The organism is Chromobacterium sphagni, assembly GCF_001855555.1.
In the GTDB taxonomy this organism is placed as follows: Bacteria; Pseudomonadota; Gammaproteobacteria; order Burkholderiales; family Chromobacteriaceae; genus Chromobacterium; species Chromobacterium sphagni.
This window is the reverse complement of the sequence record NZ_MKCT01000001.1, coordinates 494,544-519,848: the sequence shown is the minus strand read 5'-3', so window position 1 is coordinate 519,848 and position 25,305 is coordinate 494,544. Positions and strand designations below refer to the sequence as shown.

Here is a 25,305-nt window from a genome sequence, read left to right as displayed (position 1 = left end):
CCCGCCGCAGTTGAACGCGGTACGATGAAGCCGCTGCCCGCAACGCGGGCGTACCGCATCGCCACACCGCCGCAAGGCCAGATCATGACGACGAAACTTTCAGCCCGACAACTCGTGCGCGAGGAAATCACCGCCATCGGCGCCTACCCGGTGGCCGACGCCAGCGGCTACATCAAGCTGGACGCGATGGAAAACCCGTGGCCGCTGCCGCTGGAGCTGCAGCACGAGCTGGCGGTGGAACTGGCCCAGGTGGCGCTCAACCGCTATCCCGACCCCAATGGCGGCGGGCTGAAGGAGCAACTGCGCCAGGCATTCGCCATTCCGGCCGCGGCCGACATCCTCTTGGGCAACGGCTCGGACGAGCTGATCACGCTGATCACCCAGGCGCTGGCGCGCCCGGGCGCCAAGTTATTGGCGCTGGAGCCGTCGTTCGTGATGTACAAGATGAACGCGCTGCTCTCCGGCCTGCAGTACGTCGGCGTGCCCTTGAGGGAAGATTTCACGCTGGATCTGCCCCTGTTGCTGGCGGCGATAGCGCGCGAGCAGCCGGCCGTGGTGTTCGTCTCCTATCCCAACAATCCCACCGGGCCGCGTTACGCGCGCGAAGAGGTGCTGGCGGTATGCCGCGCCGCGCCGGGGCTGGTGGTGGTGGACGAGGCCTACCAGAGCTTCGCCGACGACAGCTTGATGGATTTGGCCGGCGAGCTGGATAATCTTCTGGTGATGCGCACGCTGTCCAAGCTGGGCCTGGCCGGCATCCGCCTGGGCTACGCCGCCGCCAGCCCGGCCTGGATCAATGAGCTCAACAAGGTGCGCCCACCGTACAACGTCAATGTGCTGACGCTGGCCGCCGCCGGCTTTGCCTTGCGTCATCTGGACGTATTCAATCGCCAGGCGGCGGAATTGCGCGCGGAACGCGGCCGTTTGTTCGCCGAGCTGTCGTGCCTGCCTTTGGTGCGCGCCTTCCCGTCACAAGCCAATTTCATCACCATCAGGGTACCGGACGCGCCGGCGTTGTATCAGCACATCAAGCAGCGCGGCATCCTGATCAAGCAGCTGCACGGCAGCCATCCATTGCTGGCCAACTGCTTGCGCCTGACCGTGGGCAGCCCGGACGACAATGCCGCGCTGCTGTCCGCCATTCAACGTTTTTTCGCCTGAATCATGAGAACCGCCACCGTCACCCGCAATACGCTGGAAACCCAGATCACCGTCAGCCTCAACCTGGACGGCACCGGCGTCGGCCGCTTTGAAACCGGCGTGCCCTTCCTGGACCACATGATGGACCAGATCGCCCGCCACGGCCTGATCGACCTCGACGTCAAGGCCGTCGGCGACCTGCACATCGACGCCCACCACACGGTGGAAGACATCGGCATCACCCTGGGCCAGGCCTTTGCCAAGGCGATAGGCGACAAGAAGGGCATCCGCCGCTACGGCCACGCCTATGTGCCGCTGGACGAGGCGCTGAGCCGGGTGGTGATAGACTTGTCGGGTCGCCCGGGCATGGTTTACAACGTCGAATACACCCGCGCCAGCATCGGCCAGTTCGATGTCGACCTGTTCTCGGAGTTTTTCCACGGCTTCGTCAATCACAGCATGACCACGCTGCATATCGACAATCTGCGCGGCCACAACAGCCACCACCAGGCCGAGACCATCTTCAAGGCCTTCGGCCGCGCGCTGCGGATGGCCTGCGAGGCCGACGAGCGGATGGCGGGTATCACGCCGTCGACCAAGGGAACCTTGTCGGCATGAAAGTCGCGGTCATCGATTACGGCATGGGCAATCTGCATTCGGTGCTGAAGTCCCTGCAAGCCGTCAATGAAAACGGCGCCGACATTTTCCTTAGCAGCGACCCGCACGCCATCGTCAAGGCTGATAAAGTGGTGTTTCCCGGCCAGGGCGCGATGCCGGACTGCATGCGCGAACTAAACCGCCACGGCCTGGCCGACGCGGTGCGTGAAACCACGCAGAGCAAGCCTTTTTTTGGTATCTGCGTCGGCGCGCAGCTATTGTTCGAGCATAGCGAGGAAGGCGATACCGCCGGCCTGGGCCTGTTTCCGGGCAAGGTTGTGCGCTTCGCCGACGATCTGGTCGCCGGCGGCGAGCGCCTGAAGGTGCCGCACATGGGATGGAACCAGGTCTACCAGACCAGCGCCCATCCGCTGTTCGCCGGCATCGAGGACGGCGAGCGCTTCTATTTTGTGCATAGTTACCACTTTGCGCCCGGCGATGCGTCGCTGACCCTGGCGGAAAGTGATTACCCCGAGCGTTTTTCCTGTATCGTCGGGCGTGGCAATATTTTCGCCACGCAGTTTCACACCGAAAAGAGCCACCGGGCCGGACTTCAGATGATGAAGAATTTCCTCGCCTGGGACGGCAGTCTTTAACTTACGTTTGATTTAGCACCATGCTGCTGATACCCGCGATAGACCTGAAAGACGGTCAATGCGTACGCCTGAAACAGGGCGTGATGGACGACGCCACCATCTTCTCCGACGACCCGGTCAAGGTTGCCGCCCACTGGCGCGACCAGGGCGCGCGGCGCCTGCATTTGGTCGACCTGAACGGCGCCTTCGCCGGCAAGCCCAAGAACCTGTCGGTGATCCGCGACATTCTGGGCGAAGTCGGCGAGGACATGCCGGTGCAGCTGGGCGGCGGCATCCGCGACCTGGACACCATCGAGGCCTACCTCGACATGGGCCTGTCCTATGTGATCATCGGCACCGCCGCCGTCAAGACCCCGGGCTTCCTGCACGACGCCTGCGACGCCTTCCCCGGCCAGGTGATAGTCGGCCTGGACGCCAAGGACGGCATGGTGGCGATCGACGGCTGGGCCAAGATCACCAACCATAACGTCATCGACCTGGCCAAGCGCTTCCAGGATTACGGCGTCAACTCGGTGATCTACACCGACATCGGCCGCGACGGCATGATGAACGGCGTCAATATCGAAGCCACCGTCAAGCTGGCGCAGGCGCTGACCATTCCGGTGATCGCCTCCGGCGGCCTGACCAACCTCGACGACATCCGCGCGCTGTGCGCGGTGGAGGACGAGGGCATCGAGGGCGCCATCACCGGCCGCGCGATCTACGAAGGCAGCATCGATTTCGCCGCCGCCCAGACGCTGGCGGACGAGCTGGCCGAATAACCACGGCTGAAGGCGGCGCGCAGCCGGCTGCCGGGTTCGCACCCGAGGCTTGGCTGTGCGCCGCCGGTTTCTGGACACACACATGCTTGCCAAACGCATCATCCCCTGCCTGGACGTGACCGCCGGCCGCGTGGTCAAGGGCGTCAATTTCGTCGGCCTGCGCGATGCCGGCGACCCGGTCGAAATCGCCCGCCGCTACAACGAGCAGGGCGCCGACGAACTGACTTTCCTCGACATCACCGCCAGCGTTGACCAGCGCGACATCATCCTGGACGTTATCGAGGCGGTGGCCGACCAGGTGTTCATCCCGCTGACGGTAGGCGGCGGCGTGCGCACGCTGGCCGACATCCGCCGCCTGCTCAACGCCGGCGCCGACAAGGTCAGCATCAACACCGCCGCCGTGACCCACCCGGAATTCGTGCAGCAGGCTGCCGACCATTTCGGCAACCAGTGCATCGTGGTGGCGCTGGACGCCAAGGCGGTGACGCCGGAAAACGACCGCTGGGAAGTGTTCACCCACGGCGGCCGCAACCGCACCGGCCTGGACCCGGTGGCGTGGGCGCGCAAGATGCAGGCGCTGGGCGCCGGCGAAATCCTGCTTACCAGCATGGACCGCGACGGCACCAAGGCCGGCTTCAACCTGCCGCTGACGCGCGCGGTGTCCGACGCGGTAGGCATTCCAGTGATCGCCTCCGGCGGCGTCGGCAATCTGCAGCACCTGGTGGACGGCGTGGTGGAAGGCCATGCCGACGCGGTGTTGGCCGCCAGCATCTTCCATTTTGGCGAATACACGGTGGGCGAAGCCAAGCAGGCGATGCGCGCCGCCGGCATCGAGGTGAGGCTATGAGCTGGCTGGACGAAGTGAAGTGGGACGACAAGGGCCTGGTCACCGCCATCGCCCAGGATGCGGCCGGCGGCCGCGTGCTGATGGTGGCGTGGATGAACCGCGAAAGCCTGCAGCTGACCGCCGATACCGGGATTGCCCATTATTTCAGCCGCTCGCGGCAGAAACTGTGGAAAAAGGGCGAGGAGTCCGGCCACCTGCAAACCGTCAAGGAGCTGCGGCTGGATTGCGACGGCGACGTCATCGTGATGCAGATAGAACAAATCGGCGGCATCGCCTGTCACACGGGGCGGGAGAGCTGCTTTTACCGCAAATTCGACAACGGCGGCTGGGTGACGGTGGATGCGGTGCTGAAAGACCCGCAGCAGATCTACCAGGCCTGAGTTGCCGCCGCTCAACGTCGCCCGCGCCGGAAGGAGTACAATGCCAGTCCGGGCCGGCATGTTATCAAAATGCCATGCCAGGGCCGCATACTCGCCGGATGACGGGCGCAAAGGATATGAATATGACGCCGGATGTGCTGAAAAACATCGCTGACACGCTGGAAGCCCGGCGCGAGGCCAGTTCCGAGTCCTCCTACGTGGCGTCCCTGTTCCGCAAGGGCGAAGACGCCATCCTGAAGAAGGTGGCGGAAGAGGCGGCGGAAACGCTGATGGCCTCCAAGGACAAGGACAAGCTGCACCTGGTGCGCGAAGTGGCCGATTTATGGTTCCACACCATGGTGCTGTTGACATATCATGGCCTGCGCCCCGAGGACGTGATAATGGAGCTGCACCGCCGCGAAGGCATTTCCGGCCTGGACGAGAAAGCCTCGCGCAAACCTTCTGCCTGATTACGGAAAAAAAATGAGCGATTGCCTTTTCTGCAAGATCGTGGCGGGCCAGATTCCCGCCAACAAGGTGTACGAAGACGACGACGTGCTGGCTTTCCACGACATCCGTCCGATCGCGCCGGTGCATTTCATGATCATCCCCAAGCTGCATGTCGATTCTCTTGCCCATTGCGGCCCGGAGCACGAGGCGCTGCTGGGCCGGATCCTGACGCTGGCGCCCAGGCTGGCGCGCGAGCAGGGCCTGGAGGCCGGCTTCAAGACCGGCATCAATACCGGCCGCGGCGGCGGCCAGGAAGTGTTCCACCTGCACGTGCACGTATTCGGCCACAAGGGCTGATCGCGACGCGCGGCTTCGCGCCGGGCCGCAGTCCGGCGCCTGTTTCTTGAAAAGGAAGAGTCACAATGGGTTCTCTCAGCATCTGGCACTGGCTGATCGTGCTGCTGATCGTGGTACTGGTGTTCGGCACCAAGAAGCTGCCCAACATCGGCAAGGATCTGGGCAATGCGGTCAAGGGCTTCAAGGAAGGCATGAACGAAGGCGGCAAGGGCGCGGCCCAGCAGCAGCCTCCCGAGCAGACCGGCCGCATCATAGACGGCGAAGCCGACAAGAAATAACCACGGTGACGCGGCGTGCTTGACATCAGCTTTGGCGAATTCATCCTGATAGGCGTGGTGGCGCTGGTGGTGCTCGGGCCGGAGCGCCTGCCGACGGTGGCGCGTACGGTGGGCGCCCTGGTGGCGCGCGCGCAGCGCTTCGTCGCCACGGTGAAGGCGGACATCCACCAGCAGGCCAATCTTGGCGGGCTGGACAGCATACGCCAGGACCTGCAGGACGCCGCCCATACTTTCCGCGGCCAGTTGGAGGCGGAGGTGCAGGAAGTGCGCCAGGCGATGGACAGCCACGCTGCCGAGGCGCGCGCGCTGGCCGAGGAGGCGGCGGAGCCGTTCGACGAGGCCGGGCGCACCATACACCAGAGCCTGCATCCGCAGCCGGAAAGCGCCGCGCCCGCGATGGCGGCGGCGGCCGCGCCGCGCGACGAAAACCAGCTGGACCTGTTCGACGGCACGCCGCATGCCGCGCCGGCTCCCCTCCCACCCACGCACCCGTCCTCCGCGAATGAATGAACAACCGCTGCTCGCGCATCTGATCGAGCTGCGCACCAGGCTGGTGCGCGCCCTATTGGGCATCGCCCTGGTCTTCTTCGGCTTGTTCCACTGGTCGTCCGACATCTACCACCTGCTGGCCAAGCCGCTGCTGGACGCGCTGCCACAAGGCGGCAGCATGATCGCCACCGAAGTCACCTCCACTTTTTTCGTGCCGATGAAGGTCACCATGCTGGTGGCTTTCCTGGTGTCGCTGCCCAACACCTTGTACCAGGTGTGGGCCTTTGTCGCGCCGGGCCTCTACAGCCATGAGAAGAAGCTGGTGGCGCCGCTGGTCGTGGCCAGCCTGCTGCTGTTCCTGCTGGGCATGTCCTTCGCCTATTTCCTGGTGTTTCCGGTGGTGTTCCACTTCATGTCGGCGGTGACGCCGGCCGGGGTGAGCATGATGACCGACATCGACAAATACCTGTCTTTCGTGCTGGGCATGTTCCTGGCCTTCGGCACCACCTTCGAGGTGCCGGTGATCGTGATCCTGCTGACGCGGATGGGCGTGGTGACGGTGGCCAAGCTGCGCGAGGCGCGGCCGTACATGATCGTCGGCGCCTTCGTCGTCGCCGCCATCGTCACGCCACCGGATGTACTGTCGCAGACCATGCTGGCGGTGCCCTTGTGGCTGCTGTTCGAAGTGGGCGTGCTGGCGGCCACGCTGATGGAGCGAAAGGCGCGCGCGCGCGAACAAGCGGAGTCGGCGCCGTGAACCGCGACGCCTTCCGCCGCGGCGCGGCGGCGGCGCTGATCGCGCTGATCCTGCTGACCCTGGCCTGGGAGCTGTGGCTGGCGCCCTTGCGCCCGGGCGGCTCCTTTCTGGCCTTCAAGGCCTTGCTGCTGCTGCTGCCCTTGCGCGGCATCCTCGTCGGCAGACTCTATACCTATCAGTGGTCCAGCATGTTCATCCTGGCTTTTTTCAGCGAAGGCGTGATGCGAGGCTGGGCTGACAGCGGCTTGGCGCGGCAGATTGCCTTGGGTGAAATTCTACTTAGTACACTATTCTTTATCTGTGTATTGGGATTTGCCAGGAGCTTCAAGCGTCGCGTTTGACCTGAGCGCGCAGAGATATCCGACCGGCGGCCCATGCCGCCGGTTTTTTTTTGAGGTTTTTGATACTGCATTGACGTGAATTCAACCGTTGGGGATGTTGTAACTGGTTTGTAATGTCAGTCGTCAACTAGAATCGCAGCACTAAAACGGATCGGGCTCAGCCCGGCCAGATTCAATCTCATCGGGTATGGGGAAATACCATGCGGAATTTGTCTATCGCGGCCAGGATCACCCTGGGTTTCGGCTTGTTGCTTGCGGCTCTGATTTGCACCGGCTTGCTGACTCAGCTCGGGCTGAGCAAGATTTCCAAACGGGTGGAGGAGGTCAGCTCGCACGACCTGGTGTTCTACACCGACATCGTCCAGTTGCAGCGCGCCATGGGCAATCTGCGGCGCTTCGAAAAAGACTACTTCATCAATATCGCCGACGACGCCAAGCGCGCCGACTACATGGGCAAATGGAAGGGCGCCCAAGCCGACGCGCAAAAGGCGATCCAGCAGGCGGGCAGCCATCCGCTCAATGACGATGCCTCTCAGCAGCTCGCCAAGCTGTCCACGCTGCTGGCCGGCTATGCCGACGGCGTCGGCAAGGTGTCCGGCATGGTGGAGGGCAAGCGGGTCACCGCCACCGCCGACGCCAACAAGATGCTGGAGCAGTACAAGGACAATATCCACCAGATGGAAGGCGTCAGCGAGGGCCTGGGCAAGGTGGCCGCCGACGCGGTGGGCCAACTGGACGACCAGATCGACGCCACCGCCGCCGGGGTGCGCAATCAGCTGCTGACGGAAATCGTCATCGCGCTGCTGGCCGGCATCCTGGTGGCATGGTTCATCATCGCCTCGATCCGCCAGCCGCTGCTGCAGATGCGCGACGCCAGCCACGAGCTGGCCGACCAGCGCAACCTCAAGCTGCAGCTGCCCGATTTCGGCCAGAACGAGCTGGGCAATGTCGCGGGATCGCTGACCAAGCTGGTGGACACGGTGCGCGCGGTGGTGGTGGAGTCGCAAGGCCACTCCACCAGCCTGGCCAAGGCGGCCAACCAGCTGAGCAATGTCAGCGAGCACGTGTCGTCGGCGTCGGCCCATCAATCGGAGGCGGCCTCCAGCGGCGCGGCGGCGATCGAGCAGATGTCGGTCAGCATCAATCTGGTGGCCGACAGCACCCAGGACGTCGAGCGCCAGGCGCGCTTGACCATGGAGCAGGCGACGGCCGGCAACGAGCTGGCGCAGAAGGCGGCCGGCGAAATCCGCCAGATCGCCAGCAGCATCACCGAGACCGCCGCCGTGATGGAAGGCCTCAACCAGCGTTCCGCCGATATCGGCGACATCGTGCGGGTGATCCACGACATCGCCGACCAGACCAATCTGCTGGCGCTGAACGCGGCGATCGAGGCGGCGCGCGCCGGCGAAATGGGCCGCGGCTTCGCGGTGGTGGCGGACGAGGTGCGCAAGCTGGCCGAGCGCACCAGCCAGGCCACCACTGAAATCTCCAGCCATATCGACGGCGTGCTGGCCGATACCCAGCGCGCCTACCAGAGTATGCAGCAGGCCAACAACCGCACCGAGAGCGGGGTGGTCAGCGCTTCCAGCGTGGCCGACGCGTTGCAGCAGATCCGCGATCTGGCCGGACAGTCGGTGGAGCGCATCAGCGACATCTCCAGCGCCATCAAGGAGCAGAGCCTGGCCAGCCAGCTGGTCGCCCGCAATGTCGAGCAGATTGCGCAGATGAACGGCCAGACCACCCAGGCGGCCAACGAGGCCAGCACGCTGGCGTCCGAGCTGCAATCGCTGTCGCACGAGTTGGACGGCTGCCTGCAGCGTTTCCGCACCTGAACACAGACGGAAGACGCGTAAAACGAACGCCCCGGCCGGATGCCGGGGCTTTTCATTGATCAGGCGGTCATTGCAACGCCAGCGCTGCCAGCGTGTTGGCGCGCAGCGCCCGTCGCAGCTCGCCTTGTTCGATGCCGCGCAATTCGGCCAACACCTCGACGAAGCGGGCCAGTTGCGCCGGTTCGTTGGGCACGTCCTGCGCGTATTCCGGGCGGATGTCCGGCGCGTCGGTTTCCAGCACCAGGCTTGCCAGTGGCAGCGCGGCCGCCAGCGCGCGGATGCGGCGCGAGCCGCTGTAGGTCATCGCGCCGCCGAAGCCCAGCCTGAAGCCCTGGCGGATGAAGGCCTGCGCCTGCTGTTCGCTGCCGTTGAAGGCGTGGGCGATGCCGCCTTCCACTTTCTGCTCGCGCAAATGCTTGAGCACCCGGTCGGCCGAGCGGCGCACATGCAGCACTACCGGCAGGCCGTGCTTGCGCGCCAGTTTCAGCTGCTCCGCCAGCAGGGCCTCCTGCTGCGCCGGGTCTAGCTGGGGCAGGTAGAAGTCCAGGCCGATTTCGCCGACGGCGACCGGCGCATGGGCGGCCAGCGCGGCATCCAGCTGCACCAGGTGGTCGTCCAGATGCCGCTCCAGGTAAATGGGATGCAGGCCGAAGGCGATCCAGCAGCCGTAGCGCTCGCGCATCGCCAGCACCGCGGCGAAATTGTCCGCCGCCACCGCCGGCACCAGCAGCTGGCCGACGCCGGCGGCGCGCGCGCGCGCCACCACGCCGTCCAGATCATGCGCCAGTTCCGGCGCGTCCAGATGGCAGTGGCTGTCTATCAGGCAGCCTGGCGGCGGCAGGGCGTCGAAGCGCATCTCACAGTTTCCAGGTAAAGCCCAGCAGCGTTTGCCAGCCGGCGGTGTGGCTGCCGGTGTTTTCCGCCGCCCAGCGGCTGCCGGCGCCGACATCCAGCGTCCAGCGCTGTCCCAGCGGATGCGACATCACCAGCAGCAGATTGCTCTGCTCCAGCTGCCAGCCGGCGCCGTCGTCGCTGTGGCCCAGCGACAGCCGGCGCGTCTGGTTGGCCAGGCTGGCCCAGCCCAGCAGGCTGAACTTCTGGCCGCGCCAGTCGAAGAGCGGCGCGTCCAGGCTGGCCACCAGCAGGTGGCCGGGGTGCTGGTCGCCGATGCGGTCGGCGTAGCCGAAGGACAGGCTGCCGTCCTTGGGCAGGTCGAAGCCGTAGCGGGCCACGCCCATGCTTTGCGACACGCCGCCGCCCAGGCTCCAGATCGGCTCGCTGGCCACGCCCAGCGACACCCAGCCGGCCGGCGCCGGCAGCGCCCAGCCGCCTTCGCCGTCCTGGATGTACAGCGCGCCGAAGCGGGTGCGGTATTGCATGTCCACGCTGGGCTGCAGCCGGGACGAGTTGCCGTAGCTGGTCTGCCGCGTCATCAGCTCGGTGCTGATCGACAGGTCGAGGTCCTTGCCGTCGTCGGCGCGGCAGGGCAGGGTGGCCAGCAGCGCGCAGGCTGCGGCCAGGAATTTCATCAGGCTCATCAAGTCTCCCGTTAACGGGCCCTAGTCTACGCTTTCCGGCTGCATCTGTTGCAGCAGGTAGAGGCGCTGGTAGATGCCGCCTTGCAGCATCAGCTCTTCGTGCGTGCCGGTTTCGGCGATGCGGCCATGGTTCAGCACCACGATGCGGTCGGCGTCGCGGATGGTGGACAGGCGGTGGGCGATGGAGATCAGCGTGATCTTGCCGGCCAGCCGGCTCAGCGCCTGCTGCACCAGCTGCTCGGTGGCGCTGTCGATGTGCGAGGTGGCTTCGTCTAGCAGCAGGATGCGCGGCTGGCCGGCCAGCGCGCGGGCGATGGCGATCAGCTGCTTCTGGCCGCTGGACAGCCGCGCGCCGCTTTCGCCCATATTGCTGTCGTAGCCGTTCTCCAGCGACAGGATCAGCTCGTGCACGCCGGCGGCGCGGGCGGCGGTTTCGATTTCCTGCTGGCTGAGGCCGCGGCCCATGTCTATGTTGTCGCGGGCGCTGGACGCCAGCAGGAACGGGTCTTGCGGCACCAGGCCGATGCCGGCGCGGAAGGCGGCGTCGCCTATCTCGTCCAGCGGTTGGCCATCTATGGTGATTTCGCCCTGCTGCGGCTGGTAGAAGCGCAGCAGTAGCGACAATAGCGTCGACTTGCCGCTGCCGGTGTGGCCGACGATGCCGATGAAGCTGCCGGCCGGGATGTCCAGCGACAGCTCGTGCAGTACCGGATGGTCGGGCTGGTAGCCGAAGCGCAGTCGGCTGAAGCTCACCGCGCCGGCGCCGATCCGGCCTTTTTCTTCCGGCATGGCGGCCAGCGGCTCCTGCAGCAGCTGGCTGACTCGCGAGGCGGCCACCACCGCCTGCTGCAGCTGGCCGAACTGCAGTGTGATCTGGATCAGCGGCTCCACCACCCGGCCGATGTAGCCGACAAAGGCGTACAGCACGCCAATTTCCATGCCGCCCAGCTCGCGCAGGCCAAAGCTGTAGATCACCACCGTCAGCAGCAACACGTTGAGCAGGTCCAGCGCCGGGCGCAGCAGCCAGGCGTTGGCGGTGAGTTCGCGCAGGCGGGCGCGGTAGTAGCGCTGGTTGACGTCGTCGAAGCGCTGGACGAAGCGGCCTTCGGCGTTGCTGGCCTGCAGCACGCCGATGCCGGCGATGGATTCCGCCATCTGGGCGTTGATGTCGCTGCGCAACGCGCGGGCGCGCGCCACCGACGGCGCGCTCAGCCGCTGGTACAGCCAGACGATGCCGAAGGTGGCTGGAAACAGCAGCAAGGAAACCAGCATCAGCCGCCAATCCAGCCAAGCCATCGCCGCCAGCGCGCCCAGCACCACGATGCTGCTGTTGAGGATAACGAACAGCGCCTGCACGTACAGCGCCTTGACCGACTCGGTATCGTTGGTGACGCGGCTGACCAGCTGGCCGGTGATGGCCTTGTCGAAGAAGGGCATCGGCAGGCGGATCACATGGCGGTACACCTGCTCGCGCAGGCGCAGCACCGAACGCATCGCCACGCCGGCCAGCCGCGTCAGCTGCAGGTAGCGCAGCGCTGCGGCGGCCAGGCCCAGCAGCAGCACGGTCGCCAGCAGGCCGCTCATCGCCGGCAAGTCCAGCTGGCGCGGCAGCAGGTAGCTGTCGATGAATATCTTGCCCAGCAGCGGCCCGGCGGCCTCCAGCAAGGCGGCGATCAATAACCAGAAGGCGCCCAGCTTCAGATGGCGCAGGTCGGGGCGGGCGGCTTCGCGCAGCAGTTGCAGCGCGTCGCGACGGTTCACGGGATTGGCGTCAGATTTCATCCAGGCTGGCCTCCAGTTGTTGATAGCGCCACTGGCTGGCGTACCAGCCGTTTTGCGCCAGGAGGGCGTCATGGCTGCCCTGTTCGCTGATGTGGCCGTTTTGCAGCACCACGATATGGTGGGCGTCGGCCACCGCCGACAAGCGGTGGCTGACGATGATCACGCTGCGGCCCTGCCGGGCGGCGCGCAGGTGCTGCAGAATCTGGCTTTCGGTCTGGGTGTCCACCGCGGACAGCGCATCGTCCAGCAGCAGCAGCGGCGCGTCGGCCAGCAGCGCGCGGGCGATGGCCAGGCGTTGGCGTTGGCCGCCGGACAGCGCCACGCCCTTCTCGCCTACCGGCGTGGCGTAGCCCAGCGGCAGGCGCAGGATGTCGTCGTGCACCGCCGCCAGCCGCGCCACGCGCTCGATGTCTTCCTGGCCGGCTTCCGGCCGCGCCAACGCGATGTTTTCCGCCACGCTGGCGGAAAACAGGAAAGCTTCCTGCGGCACCCAGCTGATGGAGCCGCGCAGCGTGGCCAGCGTGTAGTCGGCGACGTCGCCGCCGTTCCAGCGGATGGCGCCCTGCTGCAGCGGGTATTGCCGCATCAGCAATTTCAGCAGCGTGGATTTGCCGCTGCCGGTGGGGCCGACCACGCCCAGCGTGTGGCCCACCGGCAGCCGGATGTCCAACTGGCGCAGCGCCGGCTGGGCATCGCCCGGGTAATGGAAGGTGAGCTGGTCGAAGGCCAGCAGGCCCGGCGACAGCTGTGCAGCCTCGCCCAGGTCGGGTACCGAGGGTTCGGCGTCCAGCACCGGTTGCAGCCGCTGCCAGGCGGCGCTGCCGCGCTGCAGCAGCGACAATACCCAGCCGGCGGCGAACATCGGCCAGATCAGCTGCACCAGATACATGCTGAAGCTGGTGAGCGCGCCTATGCTCAGTTGGCCGTGCCATACCAGATAGCCGCCGACGGCCAGCGTGATCACGGTGGCGCTCACCAGGGTGGCGCCCACCACCGGCTCGAAGGCGGCTTCCCAGCGCTGCGCCTCGAAGCTGTGGTCGGAGGCCTCCGCCGCCAGCCGCGACAGCTCGGCGTCGTTGCGCGCCTCCAGGCCCAGCGCGCGCAGGGTGCGCACGCCGGTGAGGGTTTCTTGCACATGGTCGTTGAGCTGGCCGAAGCTGGTGAGCGCCCGGCCCCAGGACTGGTGGATGTGTTCGGAGATGCGGGCGAAGCCCAGCGCCATCAGCGGGAAGGGCAGCAGCGCCGCCAGCGCCAGCTTCCAGTCCACGCCCAGCGTCATCATCGCCAGCACCAGCACCAGAGTGAGCATGCCGTCGAAACCGGCCAGCATCGCTTCGCCTGCGGCCATCTCCACCGAATCGATGTCGTTGGTGGCGCGCGCCATCAGGTCGCCGGTGCGCTGCTGCTGGAAAAAGCCCGGCCCCTGGCGCGATAGCTGGCGGTACAGCCGGGTGCGCAGCTCCACGCCCAGCTGGTAGGAGGTGGAAAACAGCTGCAGTCGCCAGCCCACCCGCAGGAAATAGATGGCCAAGCCCATGCCCAGCAGCTTGGCCAGTTCCCATAGCAGCGCTTCGCCGCCCAGCTTGCGGGCCACCAGCGCGTCGACGATATGGCCCACTTCGCGCGGGATCATCACGGTTAGCGCCGCCACCGCGGCCAGCATCAGCGCGGCCAGCAGGTAGGAGCGCATATGGCGCCGGACGAAGGAAAACAGCAGGCGGGAAAGATTCATGGGCGGGTCTTGGTTGGGGCTGGCGGTTTTAGAGTGCACATTCTAAGCAAAGGCCATTGTCATTGCCAGCCAGGGATTGTGACTAGTGCAGGTAGATTCCATGACGCGGCGGCGGCGCCACTTCCAGCGGCAGGCCCTGCATCTCGCGCAGCGACGATTCGATGCCGTGGCACAGGGTGGAGAGCGGCAGGTCGTTGCCCACGGTGCCGAACGGTTCTTCCAACTCCTCGGCTATCTGCTCCAGCGCGAAATAGGTGTAGGCGATGAACACCGCGATCGGCGGCGTCAGCCAGCCTATGCTGCTAACCAGCCCGGCCGGCAGCAGCAGGCAGTACAGGGTGACGGTGCGGTTGAGCAGCACCCGATAGGTGAAGGGGATGGGGGTGCCGGCGATGCGTTCGCAGCCGCCGAGGATTTCCGACAGCGTGTTCAGGTTGCGGTCCAGCGCGTGCCACTGCAACTCGCTGAGCTTGCCCTCGCGCTGCATCCGTTGCGCCTGTTCGCCCAGCCACAGCAGGATCAGCGCCGGGCGGAAGCGGCCGGCGGCGATGGTCTGGTTGACTTCCGGGGGCAGCAGCCGTGCCAGGTGGGCATCGGCCGGCTCGCCCCGCAGTTGCGCCTTGAGCGCGTAGGCGAAGGCGCAGCAGCCATCGACGAACCGCCGGCTGTCGGCGCCGCGGCCGGCCAGCGAGATCATTTGCCGCGCCAGCGAGCGGCTGGTGATGACCAGGCTGCCCCACAGCTTGCGCGCCTCCCAGAAGCGGTCGTAGCTGACCGAGTTGCGAAAGCCCAGGAAGATGGCCAGCGACACGCCCAGCAGGGTGAAGGTGGGGATGCTCAGCGACGAGTCGGCCAGGCTGTGCAGCCACCAGTGGCGGATGGCGGATGCGATGACCGCCAGCGCGAAAACCAGCAACAGCCGCGGCAGGATGCGCGGCAGCACCGAGCCGTGCCAGACGAACAGCAGGCGGAACCACGAGGGGATGTTGCGGACTATCATGGCGCGGCGGCATCAGACGGAGATGCTGAATGGTACACAAATATCCGCGTATTGACTGTGTCTATCCGCCGTCGGCGGCCGATGGCGCCGGCAGGGTCAGCGGCTGGTTGATCAGGCCGGTGTTCTCGTCGCGGCTGTCTTCGCTCAACCGCCATTGCAGTACGCGGCCATTGCGGTCGAATAGCACCACCAGTTCCTTGATCTGATGGTTCTGCGCGCGCAGCCAGATGCCCAGATCGGTGAAGTTCTGCGCCTTGGGCGTGTATTTGTCGGAACGGTACACCCACAGCTCGCGGCCATTGCCGAAGGGTATGCTGTCGTCCGGCTTGCCCAGCAGCGCCTGCAGCGGCTGGCGGCCGGCCGGCTCTCGGCTCAGCAGGGCGGTGATTTTGGCGCCGTCGGTATCCTGCAGCTTGCCGTTGCCCACGGTGGCGCAGGCGCTCAGGCCGAGCAGCATCGCGCAGGCCAGCGCGCATCTGCGGCGGGTAGTGGCGGCGCGGCGGAAAATCGTCGTCATGATTTGGCCATATTGTCGAAAATCACCAGCGTGTCATCCGGCCAGTCGGCGGAGTCCAGCGGCAGCGAATACAGGTATTCGCGCGGGTATTGCCAGGCGAAGAAGGGGCTGGGTTGCAGCACGCTGCCGTACAGCCAGACGGCGGGCAGGGTGAGCCGTTGTTCGCCGTGCGCCAGCTGGATGGAAAATACCGGCTGATCGGCGATGAACAGGTAGTGGAAGGGCTTGGTCTGATAAGGGCTCTTTTCCACCTGCAGCCGGCTGAATTGGTTCAACTGGTCAAGCAGCGCCAGCGACGCGCCGCGCAGGCAGTCCTCCATTTCCTCCAGGCAGTTGGCCTTGCGGTTCTTGGGCTGGCAGCTGTCGTGGTCGCCCAACTGGTTGAGTCCGCTTTTCAGGTCCACCAGACATTCCAGCCGCAGGTCGCCCAGGCGGCGACTTCCTGGCGGCAGGCCCTGGGTGCGGATGTCCGGCCGCCAGGCGATCTGTGCGGCAGGCCCGCGCGGGATGGCCACAATGCTTTGCCCGGCGGACAAGCCGGTGGGGTTGAAGCTGGAGTCCTGTCCCAGCTGCAGCATGGTTCTGCCGGCGGAGCCCTTCATCCACAAAGACACTTCCACGGCGGCGCCGTGTCCGCCGGCCGCCAGCACCCGGTAGCGCAGGCTGGCTTTGGGCGCCAGCTGGCGCTGCTGCTCGAAAACCGTCACGCCGTGGCTGAAGACGGCGGTGGGACGGGTGAAGCTGTCGGCAATGGCGGCGGTGGCGGGTATGGCGGACAACACGAGCGCCAGACCCGCGATGGCGAACCGAGCGCCGGCTGCGGCAAGGAATTTCACGCTGACTCCCTGGGAAATTTTATAGCATCGTCATTTTATGTCGGCAATCATACCACACCGAAAATGGCCGAAGTGCAAGCAGGAAGGCAGACCGCGGCCGAGTTCCGCTAAAGCACTCCCTGCGCATTGCAATAAACATGCATGGCCGGTTATTTTGATCTGGCCGAAAATAACCTCGTCATTGTATTTGATGGTTTTGATTGCCAATTCATTTGCCGGATTGGAAAAATGTAAAACCGCTATTACAAGGTTTGATTCACCGCCTGCGCTGGTTTATAGTCTGCGCCATCATTGATAAAGCAAAGGTTCATCGTGAACAACGACGACAGTAGTCGATCTACGATTGCAATGTCGCTTTGCCGGATTCCGCAGAACTGATTTTCTCTGCCGCGTCCTGCAAAGCCAGGATGTGGTTGCCCAGGGCCGTTTCAGGCCTGCCCGCTTCCCCTCCAGTATTCGGCCCATACGGGCCCGCCATGCGCGTCAGCGCATGCTTGATCGATCCGCCATTCCTTGTCGTTTTGCATCAAACCAGCATGCCTTCGGGCTGCTGTCCATCATTCCGCCACACGGAGGCTGTCATGCCCGAAGAGCCAGAACCTCGACCGTGCCGGCCGGCGCGCCTACGCGACTGATCCCGCCCGGATGGCGGGGCCGCCCAGCGCGCCGCCGACACCGCATTTGAATAGCCTGCCCGATTTTTCTTATTGCCCGTTTTGAATCTGGATTCAATGCGCCGATAAAGCGGGTTATTCCATACCTTAATTGCCCGTTTTAAAAATCGGAATGCAATGGCATCGCCTTTTATTTGCCAAGGCGGTGTGGCCGGCTGCGCCTGACGACTTGCGCCGCCGCGCCTCGCCATTTCTTCCCGGCGCGTCCGCCGATATGGACGTGCCGCCCGCTTCAGCAGAGGACGCCGTAATGAATCAAGAACAACTGCAAGTTTCGCTCCGCGCCCAGCTGCGCGCTTTTGACGGCGACGCCTTCGACCGCCTGACCCGCGCGTTGCCGCTGGCCGACGTGGTGGAAGCGCTGATGGCGCATCCGCCGGAGGCGGTGTCCAGCCTGTTGCAGGCGATGCGGCCCAAACTGGCGGCCGAGGTGCTGGCTCTGCTGCCGTCGGAGAGCCAGGACGAACTGCTGCAACGGCTGCCGCAGCAGGTGGTGGTGGCGATATTCGAGCGCCTGCCGTCCGACGTGCGCGCCGACCTCTACAAACGGCTGGGCCAGACCGCGCAAAGCCGGCTGTTGCTGGCTTTGGGCCAGATGGTGCGCGACGACATCCTCAAGCTGTCCAGCTATGGAGAAGACACGGTGGGATCGGTCACCAGCTCCGACTACGCCGCCATCGCCCCGCAACTGACGGTGGCGGAGGCATTGGCCGCGCTGCGTGCCGGCGCGCAGGACACGCGGCAGATAGAAGTGATCTACATCCTGGGCCACGAGCACCAGCTGTTGGGCACCTTGACCTTGCGCGAGCTGGTGCTCTCCCCGCTGGAGGCTAATGTTTCCGAGCTGATGCAGCACAATCCGGTACATGCCGAGGCCGGCTGGGCGCGCCACCGCGCCGCCGACATGATCCGCCACTACGAATTGCTGGCGCTGCCGGTGCTGGACGACGCCCGCCGCATGATAGGCATCGTCGCGATAGACGACGCTATGGATATCGAACGCGAGGACGACACCGGCCGGCTGGCGAGCTTCGGCGGCGCCGCGCCGCTGGACCGGGGCAATCTGGACGTGGTGAATTCCAGCATCAGGCGCATGTTCTCGGTGCGGGTGTTCTGGTTGCTGATCCTGACGGTGTTCGGCGCCATCACCAGCACCTTTGTCGCCCACCAGGCAGAACTGCTGAGCAATGCGGTGATCCTGGCCGCCTTCATCGCTCCCATCGTGGACATGGGCGGCAACGCCGGCAGCCAGTCGGCCACCCTGGTGATCCGCTCGATGGCGCTGGGCCAGCTCAAGCTGCGTTGGCAGGACGTGTGGTTCATCATCAAGCGCGAGCTGCCGGTGGCGGCGGCGCTGGGTGTGGCGGTGGCGGTGCTGGACATGGTGCTGTCGCATTTCAGCAAGGGCGTGGGTGGCGACATTCTGCTGGTGGTGGGCCTGAGCATGATGCTGTGCACGCTGGCCGGCGGCGTCATCGGCGCGCTGCTGCCCTTCCTGGCCAAGCGCCTGGGCACCGACCCGGCCACGCTGAGTTCGCCCTTGATCACTTCCATCATGGACATGCTGGGGGTGTTCATCTACTTCGGCCTGGCCTACGCCTTCCTGGGCCATCTGCTGGCCTGACCCGCCGCGCGCAGCGGGTCATCCCAGGCCGGGATGGCCTGTCTTCCGCGCTCAACTCCACTTGAGCGCGCCCTTTTTCCATTCGTAGACAAAGCCTATGGTGAGGATGCCTAGAAACACCGCCATCGCGCCCAGGCCGAACAGGCCCAGCTCATCCTTCAGCGTGACTGCCCACGGAATCATGAACGCCACTTCCAGATCGAACAGGATGAACAGGATGGCCACCAGGTAGTAGCGGACGTCAAAGCGCATCCGCGCGTCTTCAAAGGCAGAGAAGCCGCATTCGTAGGACGAGAGCTTTTCCGGGTCCGGCCGGTTGGGGGACAGCAGCTTGCCCAGCAGCAGCGGCAGCACGCCCACCAAAAGCCCGACCAAGATGAATAACAAGATGGGAAAGTAGTTCTGCAGCATGTTTCTGTCTACTCCTGTGCAGGGGGTGGAACAGGAATAGACCGCCGCAGCTTATCAAGTGCCGGCGGAAACGGTAAAAGTTTGGTAAAAACGCAGCCGTAATAACAAAGGCCATCCGCTGGATGGCCTGAGTTGATGTTGTCGCGCGCTGGGCGCTGGCAATCTGGCGTCGCAACCTGTTGCCGTCTCGCAGTGTGGCCGTCGCCGGGGTCCTGGCCTAAGGCGCGGTCGGGTGGAAGCTGCGGATGGTTGAAAGGCTGCGGCGCGAGCAAACGATATTCTGGATCGAATGGTGCGCCTGGGTTTGCCGCTATTTATCTCCTCGCGGTGAGATTATCGGAGCTGCTGGCTTTATATCGGTCTTTTATAGCTGGCCTAAATAGCTGTTTTCATTATTTTTTGTTACGGCTGGTACGGTTCTTGTTTGGCGAGGGGCGGTATGGCGGATGCGCGCGCGTGGCTGCTTGCCCGCCGCGGCGAAAGGCCATGCCCGCCGGTCCAGGTTTACAGCACCTTCCTTATTTGGCGGCAAGCCTGATCTAGTTGCTCCTGCAGCGGTTCCAGCAGGCAAGCCAGCCGGCTGGCCTGAACCGCTTTCTCATCGGCGTGGCTCCGCAGCCGCTGGCCAGCGCCTTCACGCCATCGTCGAGTACGTCGCCCAGCGCATCATGCAGATCCAGCAATTGCCGCGCCGTGTTTTCCAGCTTGGGCTGGGGCGCTTGCGCGCAATTCAGGCGCAGCGATTGCAGCTGTTGCTGGATATGGGCCAGGGTAAGGTGGGCGTCGGGAGGAGCGTTGAGCTTGGCCCGGCTGCTGAGGATATTTTGGGGGATGGGGAAAAGCAGGGATGAAGCGAGGCGCTGCATAGCGAGGCCTCCTGTGTGAGTTAGGCCAGCTGCCCCGCTACTAATCGGGGGTAGCAGGCGCATGGCAGGGTTAGCAGACCGGACACCGGACCGGCAGCCTGTAGGCTTCCCACCTCGGCGCGCCATGGTAAAAGGCGCACGCATGGCGTGAAGGCATGATCGCTGGCGCGATGGTGCCCACCTGTGTCTTCAGGCTGCTAAACCCGGTGCCGCTATTGAACAGCACAGGAAGATTGTGGGGGGAAGGCGGGTAGGGGAGTCAACCAAAGGAAGGGTACCTTGGGTTGATGGGGCTTTTGGAAATTGCCGGTAACCGGTTTAGCATGCTGGTAACCGTGATGCGCATCTAGAGAATTGGGGGCATATTGCTAAAAGTTGAGTGATGCGATAACACCTCATAATTATTGCAATAGTCAAATCATTGGCTGTTTAAAATAATTTAGCTAGGCATGCGAAGCGGTATTAGACCGTATGCCGTTGCACGCTCTAATAATTGACTTGTCGTGTTTACATCGAATTTTACATACAGTCTATCGCTAATTGCTGTTTGCACTGCTCGAATTGAGATATCCTTGTCATGAATTATAGACAATATTCTTGCTATCTCTTTGGGTGACTTATAGATGGAAAGATAATAAATAATCTCTTGCTCTCGATTGCTCAGGCTGATTTGCTCTCTATTTATTCTGTCACTTTTCTGATTTAAACCAAGACGTTGATCCAGGATAGAAAGCTTAGTGTGCTGCGCTTCGTTCATGAATTTGTCAACCAAATCAGCTAACTGCAAATGTAGTCTGTCAATACTTCTCTCGCGCTCTATCTCCTGCAACCGCCGCTCAATTGTTACATCCTTACAGAAGCCCACAAGTCCCACGATCTCGCCATCTCGCATGAGGGGATGCTTGATGGTTTCAGACCAAACGACCTCACCGTCTCCAGACGGAATCTGTTCCAACCTTGATACCGTTTGTCCTGCTTCTAAGACTTGCCTATCATCTCTCTCGAATAACTCCCAATTGCGTGCCCAAGGTAGATTGATATCACGTTTTTCAAGAAGGCTATTGATATCTTCGATATCAACCATGTCTAAAAACTTCTGATTGCAGCCCATGAAGTATCGTTCAGCATTCTTCCAGAATGTAGGAACCGGGCTATAGTTTATGATCTGAAAGTACTTGTCTGTCTTGTCCATACCGCTTTCCAATATCTGCATCTTTAATCCAGGCGACAAAGGCATTTACTTCGTCCCCACCTTCGTCCGGTGCCCAATCGGCAAATGTTCGATCCGCCTCCGGGCGCCCGTAAATAAAATTACAGTTTCGTATCTCAAGATACGCACAGTCAGACAGGGGGACATAACTGTGATACTGATTGCGTTGTATCTCTATCACGCGATTGCTGTACTGACTCATTTCAACTTTATTCAATATCTTACCTGAGTCATCGAAGATGATGACAAGCATTTCTCCCGATATCCAAGTAACCAGTTCCCATTGGTTATCACTTTCATGCTTATGCGGTTTGATGTAGGAGTCCGATGCCATGCAGTTTACGAAACGCTGTGGAATCTCGTCGTAGCTGTTGTGAACGAGTATCGGGATGCGCTTCCGAGGCGCCCTTTTGCTTTCTTCTATTACAGCTTTGATGTAGTCATTGCTGATAAGTTTAGATTGAATTGGCTGCATGCGAATTGTTCTTTCTAGAACTATTTGGGGCGATACTCTTAAAATATCATACTTTTATGCCATTGGGAACAGTTGTTATTGCGTCATAAAGTTTTTTAAAACCATATAAAATTCCGCCATCTTTGCTCGTTGGAATTTTTTGCCATGAATCCAGAAGAATATGCGCATAAACACCCTTCCTGTGTAGGACTGTTGTCTTTCAAGAATTTGTTCGCGCAAGTGGTCTCGCAGCATGTTTCATCATTGCCCGATGACGAACTGTGCCAGCTTGATGCGTGTGAGCGGAAGCATGGCAAGATCTCAGATATGGTCTGCATAGATGAGGTGTCGGTTAGCGATATGCTTGCATCGCCCTTTTATCAGCCAAGAGCTGCTGTTATCGCCTACATCAACCGTAAACCAGTGCTCTATTACACAGGGGCCGGTATCTACCAGTGGAGCGATACGCTCGATAAAGAATGCTTGAGCTACTGGATAAGCTACCCGGAGCTGCCACCTGGCTGGGAACTTAACTAAAATGGTACTCGAATTTTCGCGGGTGAGGAGTCTTAGGCTGGTGAGTGAGGAGGACTGCAATGATACGGTTGTGTTGTTCACCAGTTGCATTAAGCCCCAAGAACTAGATAGTGTGGATATTGACTGTTACAAGGTTAGTAAAGCAGATATGGCATTGATCCGTGATGCTTTTAAGAGATAATAAGAAGAAGTGTGAGGAATAGAAGCCCGCGTAAGCGGGCTTTGTTTTTATTCTTGACTATCTTGTTTTTAACCCCTGCCTTGCTGCTGGATGAGGCCCGCCCAAAGCCCGGTGGCGCGGGCTTTGGGCGGGTTTATGCGGTTGCATGATTAGCGGCACATGAAGCGCGGGGGGCGAGGCGGGGCTTCGAGGGCGCGCGCTGGGTGCTGGGTAAAAGAAGCCGTTAACACCCCGTAGCGCTGCCTGGTGCGGCAAACCTGCGGGACAGTTCATTGTAGGGTAGCGTTCAGTGGCGGGTGTTTATGAGGCAAGCAGGTGGTGAAACTTGAGCGTTAGCCTGGAATGGCAGGAATCGACCCTAAGCTGCCGTTGGCCGAACAGAAAAGCGGACACTAGCCGGTAGCACAGCATGCAACGAATCGGGAACCTTGGTACTTGCCAATTTAGACATCCAAGTGATCGAATTGTCAGAAGCGTTCAGAGCCAGCACTCTTTGACTCCATTCTTGAGTCATGCGGTCCACAGTATCCGTAGCTAGACACTAAATGCCTCTTCTTCATGTCATCGATTATTTCTACAGTAATCTTGAATAGATTACCCCGAATAGTTATTGGAACATGCTTGCCGGATGGGTATTCGGGCCTGAAATCAAGTTCAATTACTGCGCAGGATACCCAAGAAACTAGAATGGCCCTCGCAATAAGATGCCTCTGCATTAAAAAATAATATCCAGTAACAAGTTTGGAAAGATCAAGACTGGCAGGTACGATCGATTTTGCAAGCAATTCAATGCGCACTGCATTGGTTTCATATTGTTGTGCAAGCAAACATAGCTTTCCGATACCCCAATATCCTCCTACGTCATTATTTCGACTTATGAAAGAACCCAATAGGCCAGATGCGATGCTCTTAAGTTCTTTCCTACGCGCCATGGGAACTCCTAGCCTTATGTGTTGGTTGCATAAGCGATACGTACTTTAGCTTGCCCGTACGTTCTAATGACTGGTATGTGGCGAGCCAATTGAGAGACTGTTGCTGGCCGCTAGCTGCCATCATTACCTTCATTTAACACGCTTGTCCTCGACCCAATGGGGGCATGTACATGCCAATGAGAGCTAAGTCTTACATAAAGAACTCTTCTTGAGGAACGTCTAAATCCAGTGCCCCAAAGACAAAAGTAACCTTTGCACCTCTCATGAATGGAAGTAGTTCAAGATCACCTAGAATGATGCCATATAGGGTTTGTGCGCTATGACAGGAAAAGACCGCCTCGGCATCTCCGCCGTCAATTGCCATGTCATCTCCCAAATACTCTCCAGCCCCGTTTCTCTCTAGAATTGGGCGCAATTTATCAATAAACTCGCTATAAGGAATAATGTCTCGGATACCGTGCTTAAAATTGATAATAACGTGCTCCATCGAATGCCCCCAACTCCTGATCTTAATATTGTGCTGCTGCTTTTGGCCGAAAGTGGCCGTATTTTTCTGCCTTGCTAAGCGACGCCGTTCTCTTGATGCCTACCTAAGAATTCAGCCCACTACTGCATCATTTTCCTACGCTCTTCCAGATATTCTGCCCTGTGATATGCAGCCCTAACCTTATTGCGTTCTGCGTGTGCAAGCTGCTTCTCTATGATATCTGGATCGAAGCCTTCTTCATTAAGAACTGTCGAGGCCAGAGCGCGGAAGCCGTGAGGGGTTGCCGTGCCTTTATAGCCCATGCGGCCCATGGCATAGCCCAGGGTGTTCTCGGACATCGGCTTTTTGAGGTCTGTCACAGCGGGGAAAAGCAGGGCGCTTCTGCCGGTCAGAGGCCGCAGTTCTTGCAGTAGCTCCAGTGCCTGGCGTGATAGCGGTACAAGGTGAGGTTCGCGCATCTTCATGCGCTCGCCCGGGATACGCCATTCGGCGCGCTCTTCGTCAAACTCTTCCCAGCGTGCGGCGCGCAGTTCGCCAGGACGGACAAAGGTCAGCATCAGCAGATGCATGGCAATGCGTGTCGGGATATAGAGCGGCTCGGCCGCCAGGCGGCGGTAGAACTCGCGCAGCTCGCCGCGAGGCAGCGCTGGGCGGTGTTCTACCTTCTTTGCGCGTATCGCCCCAACAAGGTTGATTGCTGGGTTATCCGTAGCTCTGCCAGTTTGGATGGCAAAGCGGATGATGGCGCTGATGCGCTGCAAAACTCGTTGTGCAGTTTCTACCGCGCCGCGCTTCTCGATTTTGAGAATGGTGTTCAGGATCAGGGGGGCTGTCAGGTCGGGTACGGGCAGCTTGCCCAGGTCGGGGAAGGCGTCTATCTCCAGCGAGTCCATCACTCGCCGCGCATGATCTGGCGTCCAGCGGTCGATCTGCTTCTCATGCCATTCTCTGGCAACCAGCTCGAAAGCGTTGGTTGCCGCGATCTGGGCGACAACCTTGGCTTCTTTCTTGGCCTGGCTGGGATTGATGCCTTGGACGAGCTGTACTCGCGCCTCGTGGGCTTTCTGGCGTGCATCGCTCAAGCCGACAGCGGGGTACTTGCCCAGGGCCAGGATGCCGGCCTTGCCTTGAAAGCGGAAACGGAAGCGCCAGAGCTTGCCGCCGGATGGGGACACTTCGAGATAGAGGCTTTCGCCGTCGGCGAGTTGGTAGGGCTTGTCTGGGGGCTTGGCTTGCCGGATAGCAAGGTCGGTCAGGGCCATGTGCATAGATTCCTGTGTATAGATTCGCTCTTGGTGGCGATGGGCGCGCAGCCTTGAGCTGCAGGCCTCTGAGGAGGGTGTGTATAGATTTTAGCCCTGCGTTGGCATCTATACACGGATCTATACACAAAAATGCTGGATCTGGCTGGATGAGTCCGGACGGAAATGGACAACAAAAAACCCGCAAAGCCTTGTACTGTGCGGGTTTCCTGGTACTTCTCGGACTCTCTCGGAGTTGTCGCTGGTGCCAGAGTCTCTCTCGAAAACATCATTCAATGCATTGAAATTATTGAAGTATTTTTTATTATAAAAATTAAATACCAACAAATGTACCAACATTGATGCGTCTTTGGTCAAAGTCAGCTTGATTGGACTCAAGACGGTGTGAAGGTCGGTAG

At 61.6% G+C, this 25,305-nt stretch carries 29 protein-coding genes; 15 read left to right on the top strand and 14 right to left on the bottom strand.

Going from position 1 to position 25,305, the window contains the following annotated elements:
• The first annotated feature begins 84 nt into the window (after nt 1–84).
• The 13 genes from hisC (at nt 85) to BI344_RS02480 (ending at nt 8,864) form a co-directional block, all read left to right on the top strand.
• The gene (gene hisC / locus BI344_RS02540; protein ID WP_071112035.1) at nt 85–1,161 is read left to right on the top strand and encodes a histidinol-phosphate transaminase; all 1,077 of its coding nucleotides are present in this window, start codon (nt 85–87) and stop codon (nt 1,159–1,161) included.
• 3 nt (nt 1,162–1,164) lie between these two features.
• Complete coding sequence (gene hisB, locus BI344_RS02535; protein WP_071111383.1) at nt 1,165–1,758, top strand: imidazoleglycerol-phosphate dehydratase HisB; 594 nt, start codon at nt 1,165–1,167, stop codon at nt 1,756–1,758.
• Nucleotides 1,755–2,393: an imidazole glycerol phosphate synthase subunit HisH gene (hisH, locus tag BI344_RS02530; RefSeq protein ID WP_071111382.1), complete on the top strand. Its 639-nt coding sequence runs from the start codon at nt 1,755–1,757 to the stop codon at nt 2,391–2,393. Before hisB ends, hisH begins: the two co-directional genes overlap by 4 nt.
• A gap of 20 nt (nt 2,394–2,413) precedes the next feature.
• On the top strand, nt 2,414–3,154 hold the full coding sequence (gene hisA, locus BI344_RS02525) for a 1-(5-phosphoribosyl)-5-[(5-phosphoribosylamino)methylideneamino]imidazole-4-carboxamide isomerase (protein WP_071111381.1): 741 nt from the start codon (nt 2,414–2,416) through the stop codon (nt 3,152–3,154).
• Between the two features lie 82 nt (nt 3,155–3,236).
• Nucleotides 3,237–4,001: an imidazole glycerol phosphate synthase subunit HisF gene (gene hisF / locus BI344_RS02520; RefSeq protein WP_071111380.1), complete on the top strand. Its 765-nt coding sequence runs from the start codon at nt 3,237–3,239 to the stop codon at nt 3,999–4,001.
• A complete protein-coding gene (hisI, locus tag BI344_RS02515; protein WP_071111379.1) occupies nt 3,998–4,381 on the top strand; it encodes a phosphoribosyl-AMP cyclohydrolase in 384 nt (127 codons plus the stop codon). The genes hisF and hisI overlap by 4 nt, the downstream gene beginning before the upstream one ends.
• Before the next feature lie 122 nt (nt 4,382–4,503).
• Nucleotides 4,504–4,830, top strand: a complete 327-nt coding sequence (locus tag BI344_RS02510; protein WP_071111378.1) for a phosphoribosyl-ATP diphosphatase — start codon at nt 4,504–4,506, stop codon at nt 4,828–4,830.
• Nucleotides 4,831–4,843: 13 nt separating this feature from the next.
• Nucleotides 4,844–5,167, top strand: a complete 324-nt coding sequence (locus tag BI344_RS02505) for a histidine triad nucleotide-binding protein (RefSeq protein WP_071111377.1) — start codon at nt 4,844–4,846, stop codon at nt 5,165–5,167.
• A gap of 65 nt (nt 5,168–5,232) precedes the next feature.
• Complete coding sequence (gene tatA, locus BI344_RS02500) at nt 5,233–5,445, top strand: Sec-independent protein translocase subunit TatA (RefSeq protein WP_071111376.1); 213 nt, start codon at nt 5,233–5,235, stop codon at nt 5,443–5,445.
• A gap of 15 nt (nt 5,446–5,460) precedes the next feature.
• Nucleotides 5,461–5,955 (top strand): Sec-independent protein translocase protein TatB, encoded by a 495-nt coding sequence (gene tatB, locus BI344_RS02495; RefSeq protein ID WP_071111375.1) that lies wholly within the window; start codon nt 5,461–5,463, stop codon nt 5,953–5,955.
• Nucleotides 5,948–6,691, top strand: coding sequence for a twin-arginine translocase subunit TatC (tatC, locus tag BI344_RS02490; RefSeq protein ID WP_071111374.1), 744 nt, complete (start codon nt 5,948–5,950; stop codon nt 6,689–6,691). Before tatB ends, tatC begins: the two co-directional genes overlap by 8 nt.
• Nucleotides 6,688–7,032, top strand: a complete 345-nt coding sequence (locus tag BI344_RS02485) for a DUF2069 domain-containing protein (protein ID WP_071111373.1) — start codon at nt 6,688–6,690, stop codon at nt 7,030–7,032. The genes tatC and BI344_RS02485 overlap by 4 nt, the downstream gene beginning before the upstream one ends.
• A gap of 200 nt (nt 7,033–7,232) precedes the next feature.
• Complete coding sequence (locus BI344_RS02480; RefSeq protein WP_071111372.1) at nt 7,233–8,864, top strand: methyl-accepting chemotaxis protein; 1,632 nt, start codon at nt 7,233–7,235, stop codon at nt 8,862–8,864.
• A gap of 67 nt (nt 8,865–8,931) precedes the next feature.
• On the opposite strand, the gene BI344_RS02475 is transcribed toward BI344_RS02480, so the two are convergent.
• The 7 genes from BI344_RS02475 to BI344_RS02445 all read right to left on the bottom strand — a co-directional run bounded on the left by BI344_RS02475 (nt 8,932) and on the right by BI344_RS02445 (nt 16,269).
• Nucleotides 8,932–9,720 (bottom strand): TatD family hydrolase, encoded by a 789-nt coding sequence (locus BI344_RS02475; RefSeq protein WP_071111371.1) that lies wholly within the window; start codon nt 9,718–9,720, stop codon nt 8,932–8,934.
• A gap of 1 nt (nt 9,721) precedes the next feature.
• On the bottom strand, nt 9,722–10,402 hold the full coding sequence (locus BI344_RS02470) for a hypothetical protein (protein WP_071111370.1): 681 nt from the start codon (nt 10,400–10,402) through the stop codon (nt 9,722–9,724).
• 21 nt (nt 10,403–10,423) lie between these two features.
• Nucleotides 10,424–12,163, bottom strand: a complete 1,740-nt coding sequence (locus BI344_RS02465; protein ID WP_206600318.1) for an ABC transporter ATP-binding protein — start codon at nt 12,161–12,163, stop codon at nt 10,424–10,426.
• A gap of 10 nt (nt 12,164–12,173) precedes the next feature.
• Nucleotides 12,174–13,916, bottom strand: coding sequence for an ABC transporter transmembrane domain-containing protein (locus BI344_RS02460; protein WP_071111368.1), 1,743 nt, complete (start codon nt 13,914–13,916; stop codon nt 12,174–12,176).
• An 82-nt stretch (nt 13,917–13,998) separates the two neighbouring features.
• Nucleotides 13,999–14,916: a bestrophin family protein gene (locus tag BI344_RS02455; RefSeq protein ID WP_071111367.1), complete on the bottom strand. Its 918-nt coding sequence runs from the start codon at nt 14,914–14,916 to the stop codon at nt 13,999–14,001.
• Between the two features lie 61 nt (nt 14,917–14,977).
• Nucleotides 14,978–15,433 (bottom strand): hypothetical protein, encoded by a 456-nt coding sequence (locus tag BI344_RS02450; protein WP_071111366.1) that lies wholly within the window; start codon nt 15,431–15,433, stop codon nt 14,978–14,980.
• Complete coding sequence (locus BI344_RS02445; RefSeq protein WP_071111365.1) at nt 15,430–16,269, bottom strand: hypothetical protein; 840 nt, start codon at nt 16,267–16,269, stop codon at nt 15,430–15,432. Before BI344_RS02445 ends, BI344_RS02450 begins: the two co-directional genes overlap by 4 nt.
• 924 nt (nt 16,270–17,193) lie before the next feature.
• Here BI344_RS02445 and mgtE point away from each other — a divergent pair.
• On the top strand, nt 17,194–18,567 hold the full coding sequence (mgtE, locus tag BI344_RS02440; protein ID WP_071111364.1) for a magnesium transporter: 1,374 nt from the start codon (nt 17,194–17,196) through the stop codon (nt 18,565–18,567).
• A gap of 51 nt (nt 18,568–18,618) precedes the next feature.
• Here mgtE and ndhC read toward each other — a convergent pair whose 3' ends face one another.
• The 4 genes from ndhC to BI344_RS22665 all read right to left on the bottom strand — a co-directional run bounded on the left by ndhC (nt 18,619) and on the right by BI344_RS22665 (nt 21,529).
• Complete coding sequence (gene ndhC, locus BI344_RS02435; RefSeq protein WP_071111363.1) at nt 18,619–18,978, bottom strand: NADH-quinone oxidoreductase subunit A; 360 nt, start codon at nt 18,976–18,978, stop codon at nt 18,619–18,621.
• 539 nt (nt 18,979–19,517) lie between these two features.
• Nucleotides 19,518–19,844 (bottom strand): hypothetical protein, encoded by a 327-nt coding sequence (locus BI344_RS02430; RefSeq protein ID WP_071111362.1) that lies wholly within the window; start codon nt 19,842–19,844, stop codon nt 19,518–19,520.
• 439 nt (nt 19,845–20,283) lie between these two features.
• Complete coding sequence (locus tag BI344_RS02425) at nt 20,284–21,036, bottom strand: helix-turn-helix transcriptional regulator (protein ID WP_071111361.1); 753 nt, start codon at nt 21,034–21,036, stop codon at nt 20,284–20,286.
• The gene (locus BI344_RS22665) at nt 20,996–21,529 is read right to left on the bottom strand and encodes a WbuC family cupin fold metalloprotein (RefSeq protein ID WP_083370038.1); all 534 of its coding nucleotides are present in this window, start codon (nt 21,527–21,529) and stop codon (nt 20,996–20,998) included. The genes BI344_RS02425 and BI344_RS22665 overlap by 41 nt, the downstream gene beginning before the upstream one ends.
• A gap of 144 nt (nt 21,530–21,673) precedes the next feature.
• On the opposite strand from BI344_RS22665, the gene BI344_RS23640 reads away from it, so the two are divergent.
• Nucleotides 21,674–22,045, top strand: a complete 372-nt coding sequence (locus BI344_RS23640) for a hypothetical protein (protein WP_071115227.1) — start codon at nt 21,674–21,676, stop codon at nt 22,043–22,045.
• Nucleotides 22,046–22,693: 648 nt separating this feature from the next.
• On the opposite strand, the gene BI344_RS23635 is transcribed toward BI344_RS23640, so the two are convergent.
• From BI344_RS23635 to BI344_RS02410, 3 genes are all read right to left on the bottom strand, one after another.
• Nucleotides 22,694–23,158: a hypothetical protein gene (locus tag BI344_RS23635; protein ID WP_139166860.1), complete on the bottom strand. Its 465-nt coding sequence runs from the start codon at nt 23,156–23,158 to the stop codon at nt 22,694–22,696.
• A gap of 190 nt (nt 23,159–23,348) precedes the next feature.
• On the bottom strand, nt 23,349–23,645 hold the full coding sequence (locus tag BI344_RS02415; RefSeq protein ID WP_071111359.1) for a hypothetical protein: 297 nt from the start codon (nt 23,643–23,645) through the stop codon (nt 23,349–23,351).
• Between the two features lie 119 nt (nt 23,646–23,764).
• Nucleotides 23,765–24,907, bottom strand: a complete 1,143-nt coding sequence (locus BI344_RS02410; protein ID WP_071111358.1) for a tyrosine-type recombinase/integrase — start codon at nt 24,905–24,907, stop codon at nt 23,765–23,767.
• Nucleotides 24,908–25,305: the final 398 nt, after the last annotated feature.